Source organism: Pararhodobacter sp. SW119 (assembly GCF_017811755.1).
GTDB lineage: Bacteria > Pseudomonadota > Alphaproteobacteria > Rhodobacterales > Rhodobacteraceae > Pararhodobacter.
This window is the reverse complement of sequence record NZ_JADDJF010000020.1, coordinates 17,840-33,418: the sequence shown is the minus strand read 5'-3', so window position 1 is coordinate 33,418 and position 15,579 is coordinate 17,840. Positions and strand designations below refer to the sequence as shown.

The following is a 15,579-nucleotide window of genomic DNA, read 5'->3' as shown; positions in this document are numbered from 1 at the left end:
GTGGCGGCGCGCGCCCCTTTGCCCGGGAGATAACGGCGGATTCCACCAGGATCGGGCAGTTTTCGTTGTCCGTCGCAGGGTTCTGTGATCTATTTTTATCCGGACGTGGACGCCGGAGATAGTATCATGAAGCCGCCTCTCATTCACACAGCCGCTGCCGCAGCCCTCCTTGCCTTCATGCCCTTGACGGCCCTGTCTTCAACGCTCGACGGCCAAACAGTCCGGATCGACCATCTGTGGCAGCCTTCCTCGGACTTGATCGTGGTCGACACATCGGGGAACGTGATCGTCGGGTCAGGGGTCGAGTATACATACACGGATGTTTTCTCGAGAGATACCTATACAGTAGATATCGACGATACCCTTGTGACAGTGGCCTTCCTTCCGGATTCGACAGGGCTCTCGGAAGCAGATTTCAATGGCTTCCGGATTACCGATGTTCTTGGTGTCATTCCCGACTTCACGAGCTTCGATATCCTGTCGGCCGGCCCAAGCTTTACCAACGCCCTCGCAACGTTTGACGCCGACAACCTTTACCTCAACTTCGCGGGCGCTATGTTCGTTGCCGGCCAAGAGATCCAGCTGAGGGTCGGCTTCGACACGCCCTTTGCCCCGATCCCTCTGCCGGCAGGTCTGCCATTTCTGCTGACCGGGCTGTTCGGGCTGGGCGCAGTGGCCATGCGACGGCGGCGCGTCGCCTCATGAGCGCCTCGCGTTGCACGGGCGGGGAACAACCCTGCCGGGTGATGGAGTGGATGCCTCCCTCCCTGACGACATCGCGATGTGCCAAGCTTGGGTGTTGTGGCCCAAGAGACGGAGGAAGGTAAAGCCAGGTCATACATGTCACGCGGCTGTCTTGCGCTTTCGCGCGGGTTCGGGGGCGGCGCCCGTGACCTGAGTATCGGCCGGGGTTTCGTTCGCGTCGCCGAGCCGCTCGGCCTTTACCTGCGCGAAGGTCCGTCCGTCGACGTCCAGGAACGCCTCACGACCGGTCTCGGCCTGCCAGCGTTCCACGGCGACATCGACATAGGCCGGGCTGATTTCCATCGCGAAGACGCGACGACAGTTGGCTTCGCCCGCCATGATCTGCGAGCCGGAGCCACAGAACGGCTCGTAGCAGAGCCCGCCGCGCGCGACGTGCTGGCGCATCGGGATCCCGAAGGCATCGAGCGGCTTCGGCGTTGGATGGTCGGGGCGTTCGTCCTTGGCGAAGCTCGGCAGCGCCCATGTGGACGGCAGCGTTTCCTCGGCCACCTTCGGCGGGCGTTTCGGGCGCCGCCAGCCCATGAAGCAGGGCTCGTGCTTCCAGAGGTAATGGGAGCGGGTCAGGACGCCGCGGTCCTTCACCCAGATGATTTGCTGGTGCACGAAGGCCCCGGCCTTCTCCCAGCAGGCCTCCAGCATCGCCTGCCGGCGCGAGGCATGCCAGCAGTACCAGGCGGCATCCTCGGTGATGGCCTCGGCCACCGCGGCTGCGATGAAACCGTCGTAGAGCTCAGCCCCCTGTGAACTGTCATCCCAGGTCACGCCGTAGCTCTGGCTCCAGTCCTTGTTCCGCGTCGGATGGTTCGAGCCGTCGTAATCGACGAGATAGGGCGGGTCGGTGGCAAACAGCACCGCGCGCTCGCCGTTCATCAGGCGACGCACATCGGCAGCGCTGGTGCTGTCGCCGCAGAGCAGCCGGTGATCGCCGAGAATCCACAGGTCGCCCATGCGCGATGCCGGGTTGCGCGGCGGCTCGGGGATGGTCACCGGCGGAACGGAGCCCCCGGCGCCACCTTCTTCTCCGTCCCCCTCCGGCACAAAGGCCAGCAGCTTGTCCAGTTCGCCGTCGGAGAACCCGACGAGCGAGAGGTCGAAATCGTCGGCCAGCAGATCCTGAAGCTCGGCCGACAGTAGGGCGTCATCCCATGTCCCGAGCTCCGTCAGCTTGTTGTCTGCGATGCGATAGGCCCGGCGCTGCGCCTCGGTCAGATGCCCGAGCACGATCACTGGGGCCTCGGTCAGCCCGAGCTGCGTTGCGGCCAGCACCCGGCCATGGCCGGCGATCAGCTCGCCGTCCTCGGCGACGAGGCAAGGCACCGTCCAGCCGAACTCGGCCATGCTGGCGGCGAGCTTCGCGACCTGGTCGGCCCCGTGCACCTTCGCGTTCTTCGCGTAGGGCTGCAGGCGCGCAAGCGGCCAGTGCTCGATCCGGTCGGGGGCGAAGGCGAGGGTCATGGGCAGAATGTCCTGATGAAGTAAGTCGATGCTGGCCGAAGCCATTTCCCGCTGCGTGTCCCTCGGCCTGCATGGTACACTTTCCGTGTTCAGCTAGGGGAGGAGCAGATGCCGAAGGCATATCTCGTGGCCCACATCCGGGTGCACGACCGCGAAGCGTTCGAGGAGTTCAGGAAGTTGAGCGGCACCGCGATCGCCGACCATGGCGGCCGCGTTCTCGTGCGCAACCCGGAGGCCGATCACCGTGAGGGTGGGCTGCGCGGCACTGTGATGGTGATCGAGTTCGACGACATGGAGGCCGCGAGGCGCTTCTACGAGTCGGACGCTTACTCGGCCGCCCGACGGGTTCGCGAACGTGCGGCAGAGACCGACTTGCTCCTGGTTGAGGGCGTGGCCTGAATCAACTTTTGGCGGGGGCGCACATTGCCCGAAGCCCGCCGCGGGCGCGGGTTACAGGCGGACTGATTTCGCGCCGTGTTCCAGCGCACCAGATTACGGATGAATTCCGCTACAGTCCCGAAGCCATTGCATCCTCAGTGATGGTAGCTGCTGCGCGAAAAGCGCGACGGCGACGGCTTTCGGCCCGCCTCAAGCGATTTCCAGAACCAAGGGTCTGAGAGGACGTCCAACAGGCCGAAGCCGGCGCCGACCAGAGGATTCACCATTCCATAGGCCTTCGCCAGTTCGGCGAATGGCCGCGGCTCGAAGCGCGCCATTCTGTGGAACGGGCTGGGCACCATGCCCGATAGCATCACACCCGAGCGTGTTTTGGCAATCACGCCGAGCACTGCGTCGGCGCGATCAAGTGTGTCTGGGGGGCTCACCGCGTTGCTGGGCGTACCGTCTTTCGAGCAGGACATGGCCACTGGCGCGGCAATGCTGCGGGCATGTACCACTGCGCTAGTGACCAAGCTGGCCACATCGACAAAATCGCCGGGAGAAACACCGTCCCGCAGCATCCTCTCAACCCGCGGTACCGATCCGGCAACGAACGCGATCCCGTCGATCAGCGGAGCCTGCTTCGGGAAGAGCGCCAGAGCGGCCGCCCGGCTCAGCGTGGTCAGGCGCCCTGTCAGATCCCCAAGGCGATCGTTTCGATACGCGCGGGCACCAACAAGGACATCGGGGCGAGTATCGGGCGTCGCCACAACTAGTGCGGGTTGCCGCAGCGTGCCCTCATCTACCGCGGTCGTCACCAGCCGGGTCGCCGGTCCGGGAGAGGGCCGCTTTGTGGACTGGATGATCATCGGTGCCCCCTCACGGCTTCACCGCCTCGCACGTACCGGCGCGTCGTCGGCTGCGCTCTGGGGCGAAAATAGTCGAAAAGCAGCAGCAGCGCGAGCGAGAATGCAGCAGCCGCCCCGCGGGCGCTTTCCGGAGCTTGCCGCCGGTTCACCAGCGAAAAGCGCCGGCACGGTCCAGCCGAACTCGGCCATGCCGGCGGCGAGCTTTGCGACCTGGTCGGCCCAGTGCACCTTCGCGTTCTTCGCGTAGGGCTGCAGGCGCAAGCGGCCACTGCTCGATCCGCTCGGGGGCGAAGGCGAGGGTCATTGCACCAGCCCCCGGCCGTGCAAGCGGCAGGTCACTGCGACGCGGCAGCCTCCCGCAGGACGATGATGATGCCGCTCGCCACGATGATCAGCGCCCCGACGATGGTCCAGAAGGCCAACAGGTCGCCCCAGATCAGCCAGCCCAGCGCCGCCGCCCAGACCAGCGCCGTATAGTCGAAGGGCGCGACCACCGCTGCCGGCGCCAGGCGGAACGCCTGTCCGATCAGCGTGATCCCGAGGCTGCCGAAGATCGCGATGGCAATGAACAACCATAAGTCGTCCGCTTGCACAGGAACCCACACCGCCAGCGCGAAGGGGGCGGCATAGATCAGCGGGAACAGGACGACGAACAGCATCATCGTCCATATCCCTTCGCCCGGGCCGATCCACCGGGCGGTGATCATGAACAGCGAATAGAGAAACGCCGCCCCCACCGGCAGCAGCGCGGCGGGCTGGAATCCCGCAGCGCCCGGTTGCACCACGATCAGCACCCCGATGAAGCCGAGAATGACCGCCCCCCAGCGCCGCCAGCCCACCGCCTCGCCGAGCAGCGGCACGGAGAGCGCGGTGATGAAGATCGGCGCCGAGAAGATCAGCGCCGTTGCCTCCGCGAGAGGCATGAAGCTCAGGCTCGTGAAGTAGAGATAGGCGCCGATCAGCATCAGCAGGCCGCGCGCCGCGTGCAGCCCCAGGTGCCGCGTCCGCAGGGCATGCGTCCCCCGCAACAACACCACCGCCGAAGCGATCATCGGCACCGCGATCAGATTGCGCAGGAAGATGATCTGGATCGGATCGTATCGGTCCGTCAGCACCTTGGCGATGGCGTCGTTCAGAACGAGGAAGGCCACGCCCGCGCAGATCGTCAGGATCCCGCGGGAGATCTGCTTCGGCTCGGTCTGTGACTCCACGCTCATTCGCGATCCCGCCGGCGATCCCTGCGGGTCCAGCTACCAGATGCGCAGGATGGTTGCGAGCGACGGCAAGCGACATGTGGTTGACCTCCTGATTGTCGATGATCGCCGCTTGGGCAGTGTGGCCTCGCGACCGGCGTCACGCGCTCGGGTGGCGCGTGCCCCCGTGGACTCCGCCATGGTGGAGTCCAGTGGCTTCCAACTGGACTCCGGAGTCCAGGGGATCCACCCCGGAATCCACCCGGCAAGATACTGTTATTGCTTGGTTATTCAGGCTTCAGGGGTGGATTCAACGCGGGGTGGACTCCCAAAAAAATCGCTCTGTCGCTGGCGATATTGCGCGCTGCGCCCCCCAGCATACGTTCCGGCCCGGAAAGGAATCATAAAACAATGATTTGCCGGGTGAACCTCAAGTAGAGACTGAAGCGGGAACGAGTTACCACCCCAAAGATCGGCGTTGGTTCTTTCGCCCACACGACCCCGAGCCTATCGAACTTTTAACCTCTGGCTCGCGATCCGTCTCGCCTTGCGGTTTCTCACCGAAAAATGTCTCACGAACTCGATTTCGCTTGACGGCCAGTCGGGGAATCTCATCGGCAGTGATGTCGCTCACCCACGGCTCTTGCCCGTTTCGTCGAGGATGAGCTGAACAGTTTCTTCCGGCTGATCCCACATCGGGAAATGACCGCATTTCGCGAACCAGTGCAACTTCGCAGACGGAAAAGCCTCCTGTGCCCGCGCGGCTTGGCGCGGCAGACACAATCGATCCTGGCGGCCCCATCCGATGACGACGGGTCGGGAGGTCTCTGCCGCCGGTCCCTCCTGCTCCGGAGCGGTGGCGAGGTCGCGCACCAGCGCATCGAAGGTCGTGGTCGCGGCAAAGCTCTTCAGCTCGGTCGCCACGATGTCGCCGTCCAGCTTCCAGGGACGTGCCGACAGCTGCGCCAGAAGCATGCTGCGGGTCACGGCAGACTGTGAGAGGCTCGGCAGTGCAGGACCGAGTCCGCGGACCAGCCGGATCGACGCGGTGAGCGTGGCGCGGAAGTATGTTCGCTCCCAACCGCGCCAGAAGCCGCCGGGATCAAGCGCGATCGTCGCGCCGACTTTCCCGCGGCGCGCCATCTCGAGCACGATCCTCGCCCCGAGCGAGCTGCCGACAATGTCGATGCCGTCGAGGCCCTGAGCGTCAATGAACTTCTCTACGCTGTCGGCGAGCCCCGTGAATGTGTCGCTGTTGGCAGCCGCTGGTGTATCGCCGTGCCCCGGTAGGTCCAGAACCATGACCTCGCGGGTCTCGGAGAGCGTAGGCAGGATCGTGGCCCAGGATCGCCACGATCCCCCGAGGCCGTGCACGAGGAGGAGCGGAGGGCCTGCTCCTTGACGAATGAAATTCAGCATCGTTGCTCTTCTCCGTCCCAAGCCGGGTGCAGAAGGCGCACCGTCGGTCGCCTTCCGGGTATCGAGGGCAACGCGCGGGTCGGTCTTTCGATCCTCAGGCAACTCACGCGACCTGCGCCCGCTGGATCACATGGCTCATCGACCGCCTTCCCGGCGCCCGCTTCCCGTTGAGCCGCCAGACGATGACCGCGATGCCGTATTGCCAGTGGCGGTTGGCGGCCGGGCGACTGAGCCCGACCTCCCAGCAGATCTTCTTCCAAGGCTTGCGGTTGGCGCGCAGCCAGACGATCCGTGCGTCGTCCTTCTCGAGCCAGCGCAGCCAGAGAAGCGCCTCCTCGGCCTCAGTGATCATGCGCGGCGATGGCAAGGGTCGACGCATGCGGGGCTCCTGGCCCACCTGATCGCCGAAGCTGTGGAAATACTCCGGCCAGGCGGAGAAGTGTCCCTGCGGGCGCACCGAGGGCAGCCGCGCGAACACGTCCGCGGCGAGTTCGAGCCGGTCCGCCACCTGCGTCGTCGTCCACTCACCCATGACGCGCCTCCCGTTCCCGCTTGCCGTAGAGCCGCTCGCCGAGCTGGCGGACGAGTTCGCGCTCTGGCCAGGTCAACCTGTCGTCGTCGATGGCGACAGCCAGCACCCCCTGTTCCTTCCAGCCGTCGCGCTTGACCTCGTCGGGGTTGCGCCGGTCGCCGCCGTAGCCTTTCGGCATGAACCGCATGCCTTTCATGCCACGCCTCCCGCGGTGTCGATCGCCCAGATGAGGATCGCGATGGCATCGGACTCGTTGTCGTCGGCAGGGCTGAACCCGCGCGCGCGGGCCGCCGCCATCATGGCATCCTTGTTGGCGTTGCCCTTGCCGGTGGCGTGGCGCTTGATCGTTCCGACCGGGACACCCTGATAGGGCACGCGCGCGGTTTCGGCCCATGCCGTCAGCGTTGCGAGCAGCCCGCCATAGACATGGGCTGCGTCCGTTGCCGCATGCCGGCGCACTTCTTCGTAGTGGATGGCGCCGATGGGACCGGCGTCCGCGGCCAGCCGTTCGAGCCAGGCGCGGAAGCGGACATAGCGCATGCCGCCGCCATCATAGCGGCTCGGGCGGAACGACACCGTGCCGCTGGTGATCAGCCCGTCATGGCTGCGAAGGGCCCACCCGGTCGCGGTGCCGAGATCGAGGGCGAGGATACAGGAAATAGAGATCGCCGCCGGCTCCGGGCGAGCGTCCAGTGTCGAGAACTGCGTATTCATCGTGAAGGCTCACAGGCTGTGGGCCTTCGGCTTCGGTCACCGCAAGATTTCGCATGCGGCGGGCCTGCGCCAAAGCGAAAACGAGCACGGACGCGGTGGCGGGCGCTGATCGGCGCTCCGCTCGCCCCGGTCCCAACCTCCGACGGCGTGGTCCCAACCTCCATAGAGGTTGGGACAGGGTATTATATATTTGCGCCAATGACTTGTCCTGATGTGGTCCCAACCTCGGTGTCCCCAACGGGGGTCCTACTCTTTTCGTATAGAAATGTATGTCCCCGACGTCTTTGGTTCTCCCACATGAATGTATGGAAAAAGGTTGGGACCACGGAGTGAGGTTGGGGACACCGTTGTTTTTGCACGCCTTTTCGTGTCCCCAACCCCCTCTGGAGGTTGGGACAGGGTTGGGACCACAGGAGAGGTTGGGACGCCACCCAATGACGAGAGCCAGGACGTTACCGAAAACTGAGGACCGGCAGCGGAGGGAAGAATGCTGTCTTTCAATTCTCGGCTGGCGACCTCGTCACCCATACATCTGCTATGCCGTCAAGCTGCCGCGCGCTGCTACCGGCGGGAGCGGGGCGTTATACGGCAACCGTCTGTGCCACGTTGTAGCGTCAAGTCCCTGCGGCGGGACGCGCTTGGACTGGCGGTGCGACGCGAGCACGCACCTCGTCGTAGATGCCGATTTCACCCGGCATTGAAATTGTCACAGCTAATCCAAACGGTATCGCCTCATCAACTGGCGCGCCTTGATCGGGATCGCGCTGCACCACCAAGGGTATCGTCATGTTGGGCGTGACGACGGGGGCATTTGCTCCGCTCCAGCGCCGCGAGCTGACTGTCCCGCGATTGCTTTGGTTCTCGTCTGGGTGCCAACGCTCTGTCGAAACGGCGAGTGCGTCGAGTTCTGCCGGCGTGAGGATCTTCAGTCGACAGCTGCGATAGCTCTTGCGACCCGGCACGACCGGCGAAAACCACGCAACGGTCGCTGACAGGTTATGCGGTTTTGCCTTGCCGCCGATTGCAATCGGAACCGGCACGTCGATGGTTGCGATGCGATCGGCCCTCAGGACTCCTGTCGCGAAGAACGTGGCCCGATCCGCTGCGCAGGCGAGCGCGTCATCAGCATCGACATAGCCGTACCCGAGGAAGCGCCGAATATTGTCCTTCTGCTTCGATGCTTGGCCGCGACCAGTAGGCCCAAGTGTGGACTTGATGAGTTCGGCAGTCTCCCGCGGCCACTGCGCCGGATGGACCAGAAGGGCCTTCAGCAGCACCGCGCGTTGTACGGGTGGGATCCGCAGAAACGCCTCGCCATAGGCCGTCTCAAGGGCATCGTGAATGCGGTGACAGGTGCGCGATGCAAGCGCCGCTGCTGCGCTGGTGCCATTCGAATATCCGTCAAGGTTCTCCCGACCCGCACGTGGTGGGGCCGCGACCTTGAGACCAGCGCCGCGCGAGGCCCCTGCCGGACGGACGTCGATGTGCCTGTGATTGCCGACACAGGTCATGTGTTCCTTGGCGCCGGGCATCAGAATATCCGGCTTGACCGATCTGGCGAAGCCCGGTCCCAGACTGCTCGAGGGGTTCGCCGCGACGTGTGCCGGAAAGGGATCGATCAAGGCTCGCGCCAGTGCGCGATCCGCAGGACCGACAGCGTCGATGTTTCCGGCCGCGACGGTGATGCCGTTCACGGTTTCTGCCGGCGATAGCAGGCGACGGTCCGCCATGACGCCGTGCAGCGTAGCGACCATTGATCTCGCGCGGCTTGCCGCGTCTGCAGCCTCGTAGTCTCGGCTGGTTGCATAGCCCGGCATGCCGAACGGGAAGACTTGATTGCCGGCGCTCACCACAAAGAGCAGGCCGAAACGATAGGCCAGGCGGTCGAGTAGGCGAGCCCAGGGCGAAAGGTGGTTGTGGAATGGCCGATAGCGATTGCCGAGGGAGAGATTGACGATCACAATCCCGGGGCGCTGTTCGCGGAGCCTGGTGACCGCGAGGTAGATAATGTCGACAATAAGCCTGCCGGGAGGGAAGGCATCATTGCTCCCCAAGACCGGGATCATGTGGATCTTTCGCGGCACTGGGGCCTCGCCGCGATTGAGGTCCCCGTGAATGACGAGGGACGCCATCGCCGTTCCATGCGCCCGGGACGCTACGAGGGCATCCGGCTCAAGATCGAAAGGATCGTCGAGGTCGATGTGGGCAGCTAAGCGCCTGTGGCCGCTGACAGGGACGCCGTCGAGCACCGCAAGAATCGGCTCACCGAGTTCCTCGATCTGCTCCCCGACCTGTGGGCTGTCTTCAGGATCGCCGATCTCGACGGTCGTGGCCTCGGACTGCGGACGGATGTGCATGACCGCATCCAAGCCAGCGATCCCTTCGATCTGCCGTTCGATGATTTCGCGCACGGCCCAAGCCGGGAGATCGGCAAGGAGTGCATGGTAGGAAATATCGGGCAAGCGGCAGCGAGACAGGGCCAGGCCGCCTCGGGCCACCAGTGCCTGTGTCGTCTCCTCTTCGCTGAGTCGAGCGGCTGCCTCATTGGCCCTGAAAACCAGTTCGATCTCCAGTCGGATCAGATCGTTGTCCCGGTGGCCGTCGAGAATTGCGGAGAGAACGGTCCGATCTGATGGTTGAACGCGGTCTTCCGGCCCCCACGCGCGCAGGTCCCGGAGGTGTTCGAACACAGTCGCCCACGGTGTTTCCCCTCTGACCAGTTGTCCGGCTTGCCAGCGCCGCCACAGCGACTCCAGATTTCGCAAAGCCACCATGTCGGGGACCAGAAGGTAGGCGACGGGTTGCTTGTCTTCGTCGTCGCTATCGAGTTCTTCCTCATCCACCAGTTCCAGCCCGCCCACCTGACGGATGGACGCGGCAAACGAACTGATGGCGCCGCGGACTTCGAAGACCAAGAGCCGTTCCGGCGCGAGGCCGGCAGGGTCCGCGCGCAGCTCAAGCGCCCCATCCCCACGCGCCAGAATTTCGGCGAGGCGCGCGAACTTTGGGCCGAATGCACCGGTCTGACGATCGCGGGGGAAGGCTTCTGGCAGCGGAGGGTGTTTTGCCTTGCCCTTTGGGCGGGGCTGATCAGCGCTCGGCGTCAGTCTCAGGAGGGGTTTTGTTGGATCGCTCGGCATTTATGAACTCCGGCGTGACGCGCGAAGTCCAAAGATCCAGTTCGGCGCGCAATGCCTCATCAACCGAAACCTCTCCTAAACCAAGAATCTGTCGCCGCCTGACATTCTGGCAGAAGTCGAGCGCCTCTGCGTAACTCACATTTCCAAGGCGGCCGGCAAGCCGGCTGAGCGCCATTTTTGGTGCATCTGGCCAGCCGGAAATGATCCGGTCCAAAAAAACGACAATCTCGTTCTTCTTGGGGGCCGGAAACGCCAACCGCATTTGGAAACGGCGCCAGACAGCGCGATCAAGCAGCTCGCCATGATTGGTAGCCGCGACCACGATGACGTAGCTGGGCAACTGGTCGAGTTGCATGAGCAGGAAAGAGACAACCCGTTTGATCTCTCCTGTTTCATGTGTGTCGCCGCGTTCCTTGCCAATGGCATCGAACTCGTCGAAAAACAGAACGCTCGGTGTAGTTCGTACATAGTCAAAGAGCTTGCGGAGCCGCGCGTTCGTCTCACCGAGGTAACTGCCGATCAAGGCGTCATATCTGACAACGAAGAAGGGCAGACCTAGGCCCTCTGCGACTGCTTCGGCGAACGACGTCTTGCCATTGCCCGGGGGACCCGACAGCAAGACTCGGTGCCGTGGTTCATAACCGTTCGCGCGCAGGACATCCGCTCTGCGATGCTCTTCAAGAAGCTGGCGGCCACTCTCTCTTGCTGGCAGAGGAAGCAGAATGTCGTCGAGTTGGAGCTGCGGCGTGACCTCGAGTATGGCCTCGCGCCCGTTCGGGTCCGCCAAGTGAGGCGAGCTTGCCGTAAGGGCAGGAGGTGTGATCGGGACAGCCGATAAGGCTCGCTGCATGCGGTCGGCCACGATGAAATGCTTCTTGGCGCGCTCTTCCGCGACCATCGCTTCAGTGGTTGAGCGCAGCATCTCTCGATCGCCGGTCGCACCCGCGCGAATCAAGGACACAAGAAGATCGCTCCGCGCCATGTCAGACCCTACGCACCACGGTGCACCACCTTTTCCGTCGGGCCCACAACAAAGACGGCATTCCTACTCCCGAAAAACGAGCGCCAGAAGCAGCCCAAAAGACACATCAACAATTTGCACGTTAGCACCCGATTGCCCGACAAGGAATCCCCCTTGACACCCACCGTGCATGCAACCGCCGAGATGTGACATCGGCTCCATGCGCACAAGCCTACCACGCAGCCCTCCGATACCGCCACTCCCGCGTCGCCTCGCGCCCACCTTCGTCACGCTTCCGATACCGTTCCCAACCGCTAGCCTTGAGGTAGGCTGAGACACGCATCTGATCGCCGCGGGTCCATCGCGCGGGTTCAAGTCCGATAGCCTCTTCGAGGATCTCGCCCACAGACACGTCGGCCAGCGGCTCCGGGCGCGGCACACTCTCGGTGCGGGCATTGCCGTAGTCGGGATAGCCGTCGGAGACGGTGCGGCTTTCGTGGGTAAGCCAGTGTTCCATCAGATCGTCCCAGGCGTCGGACTGATAACGGCGATCCTGCGCCTCGCGAGCCTCCGCCAGCAGCGCCGGGTCGTCGAGCCACCAGATCGCGCCGGCGCGGAAGCGCTGGACGGCTTCGGCCCAGAGCTGGTCCCGGTCGCGGGCGAGCGCGGCAATGTCGATGTTCCCGCAGCGCAGAGGCCAGAAACGGCGGTTGCCGGTTTCGTCGCGCAGATAGGTATCGGGGTTCACGGTGCCAGCGAAGACGCACTGCCGCGGCACCTCGACGGTGTAGCGACCATAGGGTGGGCGGAAGCGGTCGGTGGTGCGGGTCAGGAACGCCTTGATGCGCGAGACCTCGGCGCGGCCGATGGCATCGAGTTCGGCGATTTCGACGATCCAGACGCCCTGCATGTGCAGTGCCGCATCCTTCGAGCCGAGTTCCGGCAACTCGTCGGTGAACCACGCCTCGCCCGCCAGGACCTTGATCGCGGTCGACTTGCGCGCGCCCTGCGGACCTTCGAGGATCAGCATGTGATCGGCCTTGACGCCGGGCCGGTAGATACGGGCCACAGCAGAAATCAGCCAGAGCGCGCCGATGGTGTGGTGGAACGCGGTGGCTTCTGCGCCGAGATAGGTGCCGGTCCAGGTCTCGATCCGCGGTGTGCCGTCCCACTTGAGGGTGTCCAGCCAGTCGCGGACGGGGTGGATGCGCAGCTCGCGCGCGACGGCGCCGACGGCGCGGCCGACGACGACGGGGGCCACGTTGATGCCGCGCAGCTGCAGCCATTCGGCGGTGCGGACGTCGTCTGTGTCCTCCCAGGGGCGTGGCAGCGTCATGACGGCGGTATCCCATGGCAGCGGCTGGCGCACGACGATCTCCTGACCGAACTCGTCGAAGGCCAAGGCACCGGCGAAGGCCGGGTCGGAGTTGAGCGCGATGATGACATTGGCCTCGTTGCGCTCCGGAGTGCCGGCGAGGTCGAGCCGCAGGCGGTTGAACCACGCGGGCTTCGGGATCCGGGCGTGGGGATCGCCGGTGACGTTGACGCGGCGGCGCAGCTCAGCCAGCTGCTTGTCGAGGATCGCGACGGCAATGCCTGTGGCTGACTTGATGCGGGCGAGGATCTGGCGTTCGGGCAGTGGATCGAGCCGGGCCAGCGCCATGCGGCCGAGCAGCGTGGACAAGGCTTCAAGTTCGGGCGGGTTCGTCAACGCCTCGGCTGCGGCGAGAAGCGTGGCAGCGTCATCGGTAGACGGGACTATGGGCGTCGCGGGCTCCGGCTCTACGGGTTCGGCATTCCCTGACACGGCTGCGGCTGCGGCCTGCCTCTCGTAATCCTCGCCCCGCGCCCCGCGCAGCAGGTCGTCGTTGAAATCGTCACCATGCAGCGGGACCACGATCCGGTTCGAAATATCCGCCCGGTTCAGGCGATCCGAGAGCGTCGCTGCTGCCTGGCGGCCGGCATCGCCGGCGTCGGCGTAGATGGTGACGTGCTGCGTGCCTCCGGGCCATTTGAACCGTGCGAGCCCGTTGGCCGAGAGTGCGGCCCAGACCGGCGCGCCGAAGAGCTGATGCGCGGCCAATGCGGTCTCGATGCCTTCCGCGACCGCAAGTCGGCCATCCTCGGTCATCGGAAACAGCCGCACCGCCGCCTCGGCGATGGAGCCCAGCATCTTCTTGCCTGCCGGTGCTCTGCAGCTGCCATCCTCGTGCAGAAATGTGCGATGAATGCCGCCGACCGCTTCGCCATTCGCAAGGCGCGGGATGGCCACCATGCCGGGCCAGCCACAGCGGGTCTCGTAATCGGTCAGATCCGGATGAAAGAGCAGGTCCGGCGATCCCGGATCCTCGAGCGCGCGCGCGCGCAGGTAAGTCTCGGCCACGCTGCCGGCGAGGGGTTTGCACTCGTCCAGGATGCGACGGATTTCCAGACCGTGGTCCGGCCGTGCAGGTGGCGCCGAGCGGCGCCGCAAGGCAAGGTCGCACTCAATCCGGGCGAGCCGCGCGGCCTCATCGAAGAGCCCGGCATCCGTCATGCCGGTGGCGTGGTAGATCAGATCGATCGGTCCGGCGCGCTCGCCAGTGGCGAAGTCAAACCCCCAGCCGGCATATGGCCCGTCCAGATGCAGAATGCAGGAACCCTCGCCGCGCGCACGGCGTCCGGACAGATCCGCACATCGCAGAGCACGACGATCATGCGTCAGCTGCGCCTCGGGAAAGAGGGGCGGCAGCCATTCGCGGGCCGTGTCCGCAAGCCGGGCCTTGATCGCGCGCAGATCATGGCGGGCGTGCGGCGCCCAGACATCGTTCAGGTCGATCATCGCGCTGCCTCAGGCGAGCAGGACGAGGCCGCGCTCGGCGCGGGTGATGGCCGTGTAGAGCCAGCGACGACGATCAAGATCGCTGCGCCCGAGCCCATCGTCCCAGACGATCACGTTCTCCCACTGCGAGCCCTGCGCCTTGTGGGCGGTGATCGCCCAACCGAAAGTCGCTTCGGTCAGGAGGCGCTTTTCCTTCCAGTCCCGGTCGTGCCGTTTCGCATCATAGTCGAGATGATCGACGAAATGACCGTTGTAGATGCGCAGGCGCCCGGGGCGCCCGTCGCGGTCGGGCGGCCCGACCCGGCGTCCGTCCTCGTCCGTCACCACGGCCGAGAAGTAGAGGCTGCCCTCGTCGACGATGTCCTCGAGCGTCACGAACATGCCGTTGATGAGCCCGAGATCGTTCTGGTTCTTCAGGCAGACGATCTTCTCGGCGGCCCCCGTCGGCAACCAGCTGCCCCCGAGCCCCGCGGCGGCGCGCATCGCGTTGTTGATCTGCAGCCGTGTCGCGTTGAGCCCGCAGATGAGCTGGCCGCCGCGCAGCGCCTGCTCCGGCGTGATGTCGCCCTTGCGGAGTTTTGCCACATGGGCGTCGTAGATGCCGAATCCGATCGGTTCGCCCATGCGTGCCATGGTGGCGAGGCGGATGATCGCGCTTTCGGCGGCCTGGCGGTGGATCTCGGTCAGCATGACGTCGGGCGCGTCGCGGGTGAAGGCGCCTTCGCCCTTGATCGGCGGAAGCTGTCCGGGATCGCCAAGCACGAGGATGGGCTTGCCGAAGCTCATCAGATCGCGGGCCATTTCCTCGCCGACCATCGATACCTCGTCGAGCACGATCAGCCGGGCGTCGGCAGCATCGCTTCGGGGGTTCAGCGCAAAGCGGGGGTGTTTCATCGCCGAGAGGGCCTGGCGCATGGCCTCGATCGCGGCTTCTGCCGTGGTGCGGTCGAAGCCGTTCAGGCGACGCGCGTCGAGCTCCGCCTCCCGGATGCGTTTCGCCGCCGCCTCGATTTCTTCCTCGGTCGCATCGATCACCGAATAGATCAGACTGTGAATGGTGCGCGCGGGCGTGCCCTTTCGGGTCAGCACCAGTGCGGCCTTGCCGGTGAAGGTGGCGGTGACGACACCCGGCGTGCATTTGCCGTCCTTGGCGCTGCGGTGGGGCGCGAGGCCGAGTTCGTCGAGGGCGAATTTCAGCACCGTGCTCTTGCCCGACCCCGCATAGCCGAAGAGGCGGAACACCTGCTGCTCGCGGGTCCGGCCCTCGAACCATTCCCTGATCTCGCGAATTGCTGCGGCCTGCGTGGACGAGGGGGTGAAGGTGGTCATGCC

At 64.9% G+C, this 15,579-nt stretch carries 13 protein-coding genes and 1 pseudogene; 2 read left to right on the top strand and 12 right to left on the bottom strand.

The annotated features are described in order from the left end of the window. Positions 1–126 precede the first annotated feature (126 nt). Positions 127–705, top strand: a complete 579-nt coding sequence (locus IM708_RS12720; protein WP_209426949.1) for a VPLPA-CTERM sorting domain-containing protein — start codon at positions 127–129, stop codon at positions 703–705. A gap of 138 nt (positions 706–843) precedes the next feature. Here the strand turns inward: IM708_RS12720 and IM708_RS12715 are convergent, their stop codons facing one another. Further along, entirely contained in the window at positions 844–2,220 is a 1,377-nt protein-coding gene (locus IM708_RS12715; protein ID WP_209426948.1) for a ParB N-terminal domain-containing protein, read from the bottom strand. 108 nt (positions 2,221–2,328) lie between these two features. Between IM708_RS12715 and IM708_RS12710 the strand changes: the two genes are divergently transcribed. After that, on the top strand, positions 2,329–2,619 hold the full coding sequence (locus tag IM708_RS12710) for a DUF1330 domain-containing protein (protein ID WP_209426947.1): 291 nt from the start codon (positions 2,329–2,331) through the stop codon (positions 2,617–2,619). A gap of 134 nt (positions 2,620–2,753) precedes the next feature. Here IM708_RS12710 and IM708_RS12705 read toward each other — a convergent pair whose 3' ends face one another. The 11 genes and pseudogenes from IM708_RS12705 to IM708_RS12655 all read right to left on the bottom strand — a co-directional run bounded on the left by IM708_RS12705 (position 2,754) and on the right by IM708_RS12655 (position 15,576). Then, a complete protein-coding gene (locus IM708_RS12705) occupies positions 2,754–3,467 on the bottom strand; it encodes a hypothetical protein (protein ID WP_209426946.1) in 714 nt (237 codons plus the stop codon). A gap of 150 nt (positions 3,468–3,617) precedes the next feature. Next, positions 3,618–3,771 (bottom strand): annotated as a pseudogene (locus tag IM708_RS12700) (DNA methylase); the annotation flags it as partial. 31 nt (positions 3,772–3,802) lie between these two features. Then, entirely contained in the window at positions 3,803–4,684 is an 882-nt protein-coding gene (locus tag IM708_RS12695) for a DMT family transporter (RefSeq protein WP_209426945.1), read from the bottom strand. Between the two features lie 606 nt (positions 4,685–5,290). Continuing rightward, positions 5,291–6,079 carry an alpha/beta fold hydrolase gene (locus IM708_RS12690; RefSeq protein ID WP_209426944.1) on the bottom strand — a complete coding sequence of 263 codons (789 nt, stop codon included), beginning with the start codon at positions 6,077–6,079 and terminating at the stop codon, positions 5,291–5,293. Between the two features lie 103 nt (positions 6,080–6,182). Continuing rightward, on the bottom strand, positions 6,183–6,611 hold the full coding sequence (locus IM708_RS12685) for a DUF6362 family protein (protein WP_209426943.1): 429 nt from the start codon (positions 6,609–6,611) through the stop codon (positions 6,183–6,185). Continuing rightward, entirely contained in the window at positions 6,604–6,798 is a 195-nt protein-coding gene (locus IM708_RS12680; protein WP_209426959.1) for a hypothetical protein, read from the bottom strand. The genes IM708_RS12685 and IM708_RS12680 overlap by 8 nt, the downstream gene beginning before the upstream one ends. Positions 6,799–6,803: 5 nt before the next feature. Further along, on the bottom strand, positions 6,804–7,325 hold the full coding sequence (locus IM708_RS12675; RefSeq protein ID WP_209426942.1) for a hypothetical protein: 522 nt from the start codon (positions 7,323–7,325) through the stop codon (positions 6,804–6,806). A 614-nt stretch (positions 7,326–7,939) separates the two neighbouring features. Then, positions 7,940–10,465, bottom strand: coding sequence for a S8 family peptidase (locus IM708_RS12670; RefSeq protein ID WP_209426941.1), 2,526 nt, complete (start codon positions 10,463–10,465; stop codon positions 7,940–7,942). Beyond that, complete coding sequence (locus IM708_RS12665; protein ID WP_209426940.1) at positions 10,416–11,447, bottom strand: ATP-binding protein; 1,032 nt, start codon at positions 11,445–11,447, stop codon at positions 10,416–10,418. Before IM708_RS12665 ends, IM708_RS12670 begins: the two co-directional genes overlap by 50 nt. 211 nt (positions 11,448–11,658) lie before the next feature. Further along, the gene (locus IM708_RS12660) at positions 11,659–14,247 is read right to left on the bottom strand and encodes a VapE domain-containing protein (protein WP_209426939.1); all 2,589 of its coding nucleotides are present in this window, start codon (positions 14,245–14,247) and stop codon (positions 11,659–11,661) included. Between the two features lie 9 nt (positions 14,248–14,256). Next, positions 14,257–15,576, bottom strand: a complete 1,320-nt coding sequence (locus tag IM708_RS12655; protein ID WP_209426938.1) for an AAA family ATPase — start codon at positions 15,574–15,576, stop codon at positions 14,257–14,259. Between the last annotated feature and the right edge of the window lie 3 nt (positions 15,577–15,579).

Excerpts from the sequence above, each read along its gene's own strand:
- IM708_RS12720 (WP_209426949.1), top strand. The coding sequence starts at position 127 with ATGAAGCCGCCTCTCATTCACACAGCCGCTGCCGCAGCCCTCCTTGCC.
- IM708_RS12655 (WP_209426938.1), bottom strand. The coding sequence starts at position 15,576 with ATGACCACCTTCACCCCCTCGTCCACGCAGGCCGCAGCAATTCGCGAG.
- IM708_RS12715 (WP_209426948.1), bottom strand. The coding sequence starts at position 2,220 with ATGACCCTCGCCTTCGCCCCCGACCGGATCGAGCACTGGCCGCTTGCG.
- IM708_RS12710 (WP_209426947.1), top strand. The coding sequence starts at position 2,329 with ATGCCGAAGGCATATCTCGTGGCCCACATCCGGGTGCACGACCGCGAA.
- IM708_RS12660 (WP_209426939.1), bottom strand. The coding sequence starts at position 14,247 with ATGATCGACCTGAACGATGTCTGGGCGCCGCACGCCCGCCATGATCTG.
- IM708_RS12690 (WP_209426944.1), bottom strand. The coding sequence starts at position 6,079 with ATGCTGAATTTCATTCGTCAAGGAGCAGGCCCTCCGCTCCTCCTCGTG.
- IM708_RS12665 (WP_209426940.1), bottom strand. The coding sequence starts at position 11,447 with ATGGCGCGGAGCGATCTTCTTGTGTCCTTGATTCGCGCGGGTGCGACC.
- IM708_RS12680 (WP_209426959.1), bottom strand. The coding sequence starts at position 6,798 with ATGCGGTTCATGCCGAAAGGCTACGGCGGCGACCGGCGCAACCCCGAC.
- IM708_RS12670 (WP_209426941.1), bottom strand. The coding sequence starts at position 10,465 with ATGCCGAGCGATCCAACAAAACCCCTCCTGAGACTGACGCCGAGCGCT.
- IM708_RS12675 (WP_209426942.1), bottom strand. The coding sequence starts at position 7,325 with ATGAATACGCAGTTCTCGACACTGGACGCTCGCCCGGAGCCGGCGGCG.
- IM708_RS12685 (WP_209426943.1), bottom strand. The coding sequence starts at position 6,611 with ATGGGTGAGTGGACGACGACGCAGGTGGCGGACCGGCTCGAACTCGCC.
- IM708_RS12705 (WP_209426946.1), bottom strand. The coding sequence starts at position 3,467 with ATGATCATCCAGTCCACAAAGCGGCCCTCTCCCGGACCGGCGACCCGG.
- IM708_RS12695 (WP_209426945.1), bottom strand. The coding sequence starts at position 4,684 with ATGAGCGTGGAGTCACAGACCGAGCCGAAGCAGATCTCCCGCGGGATC.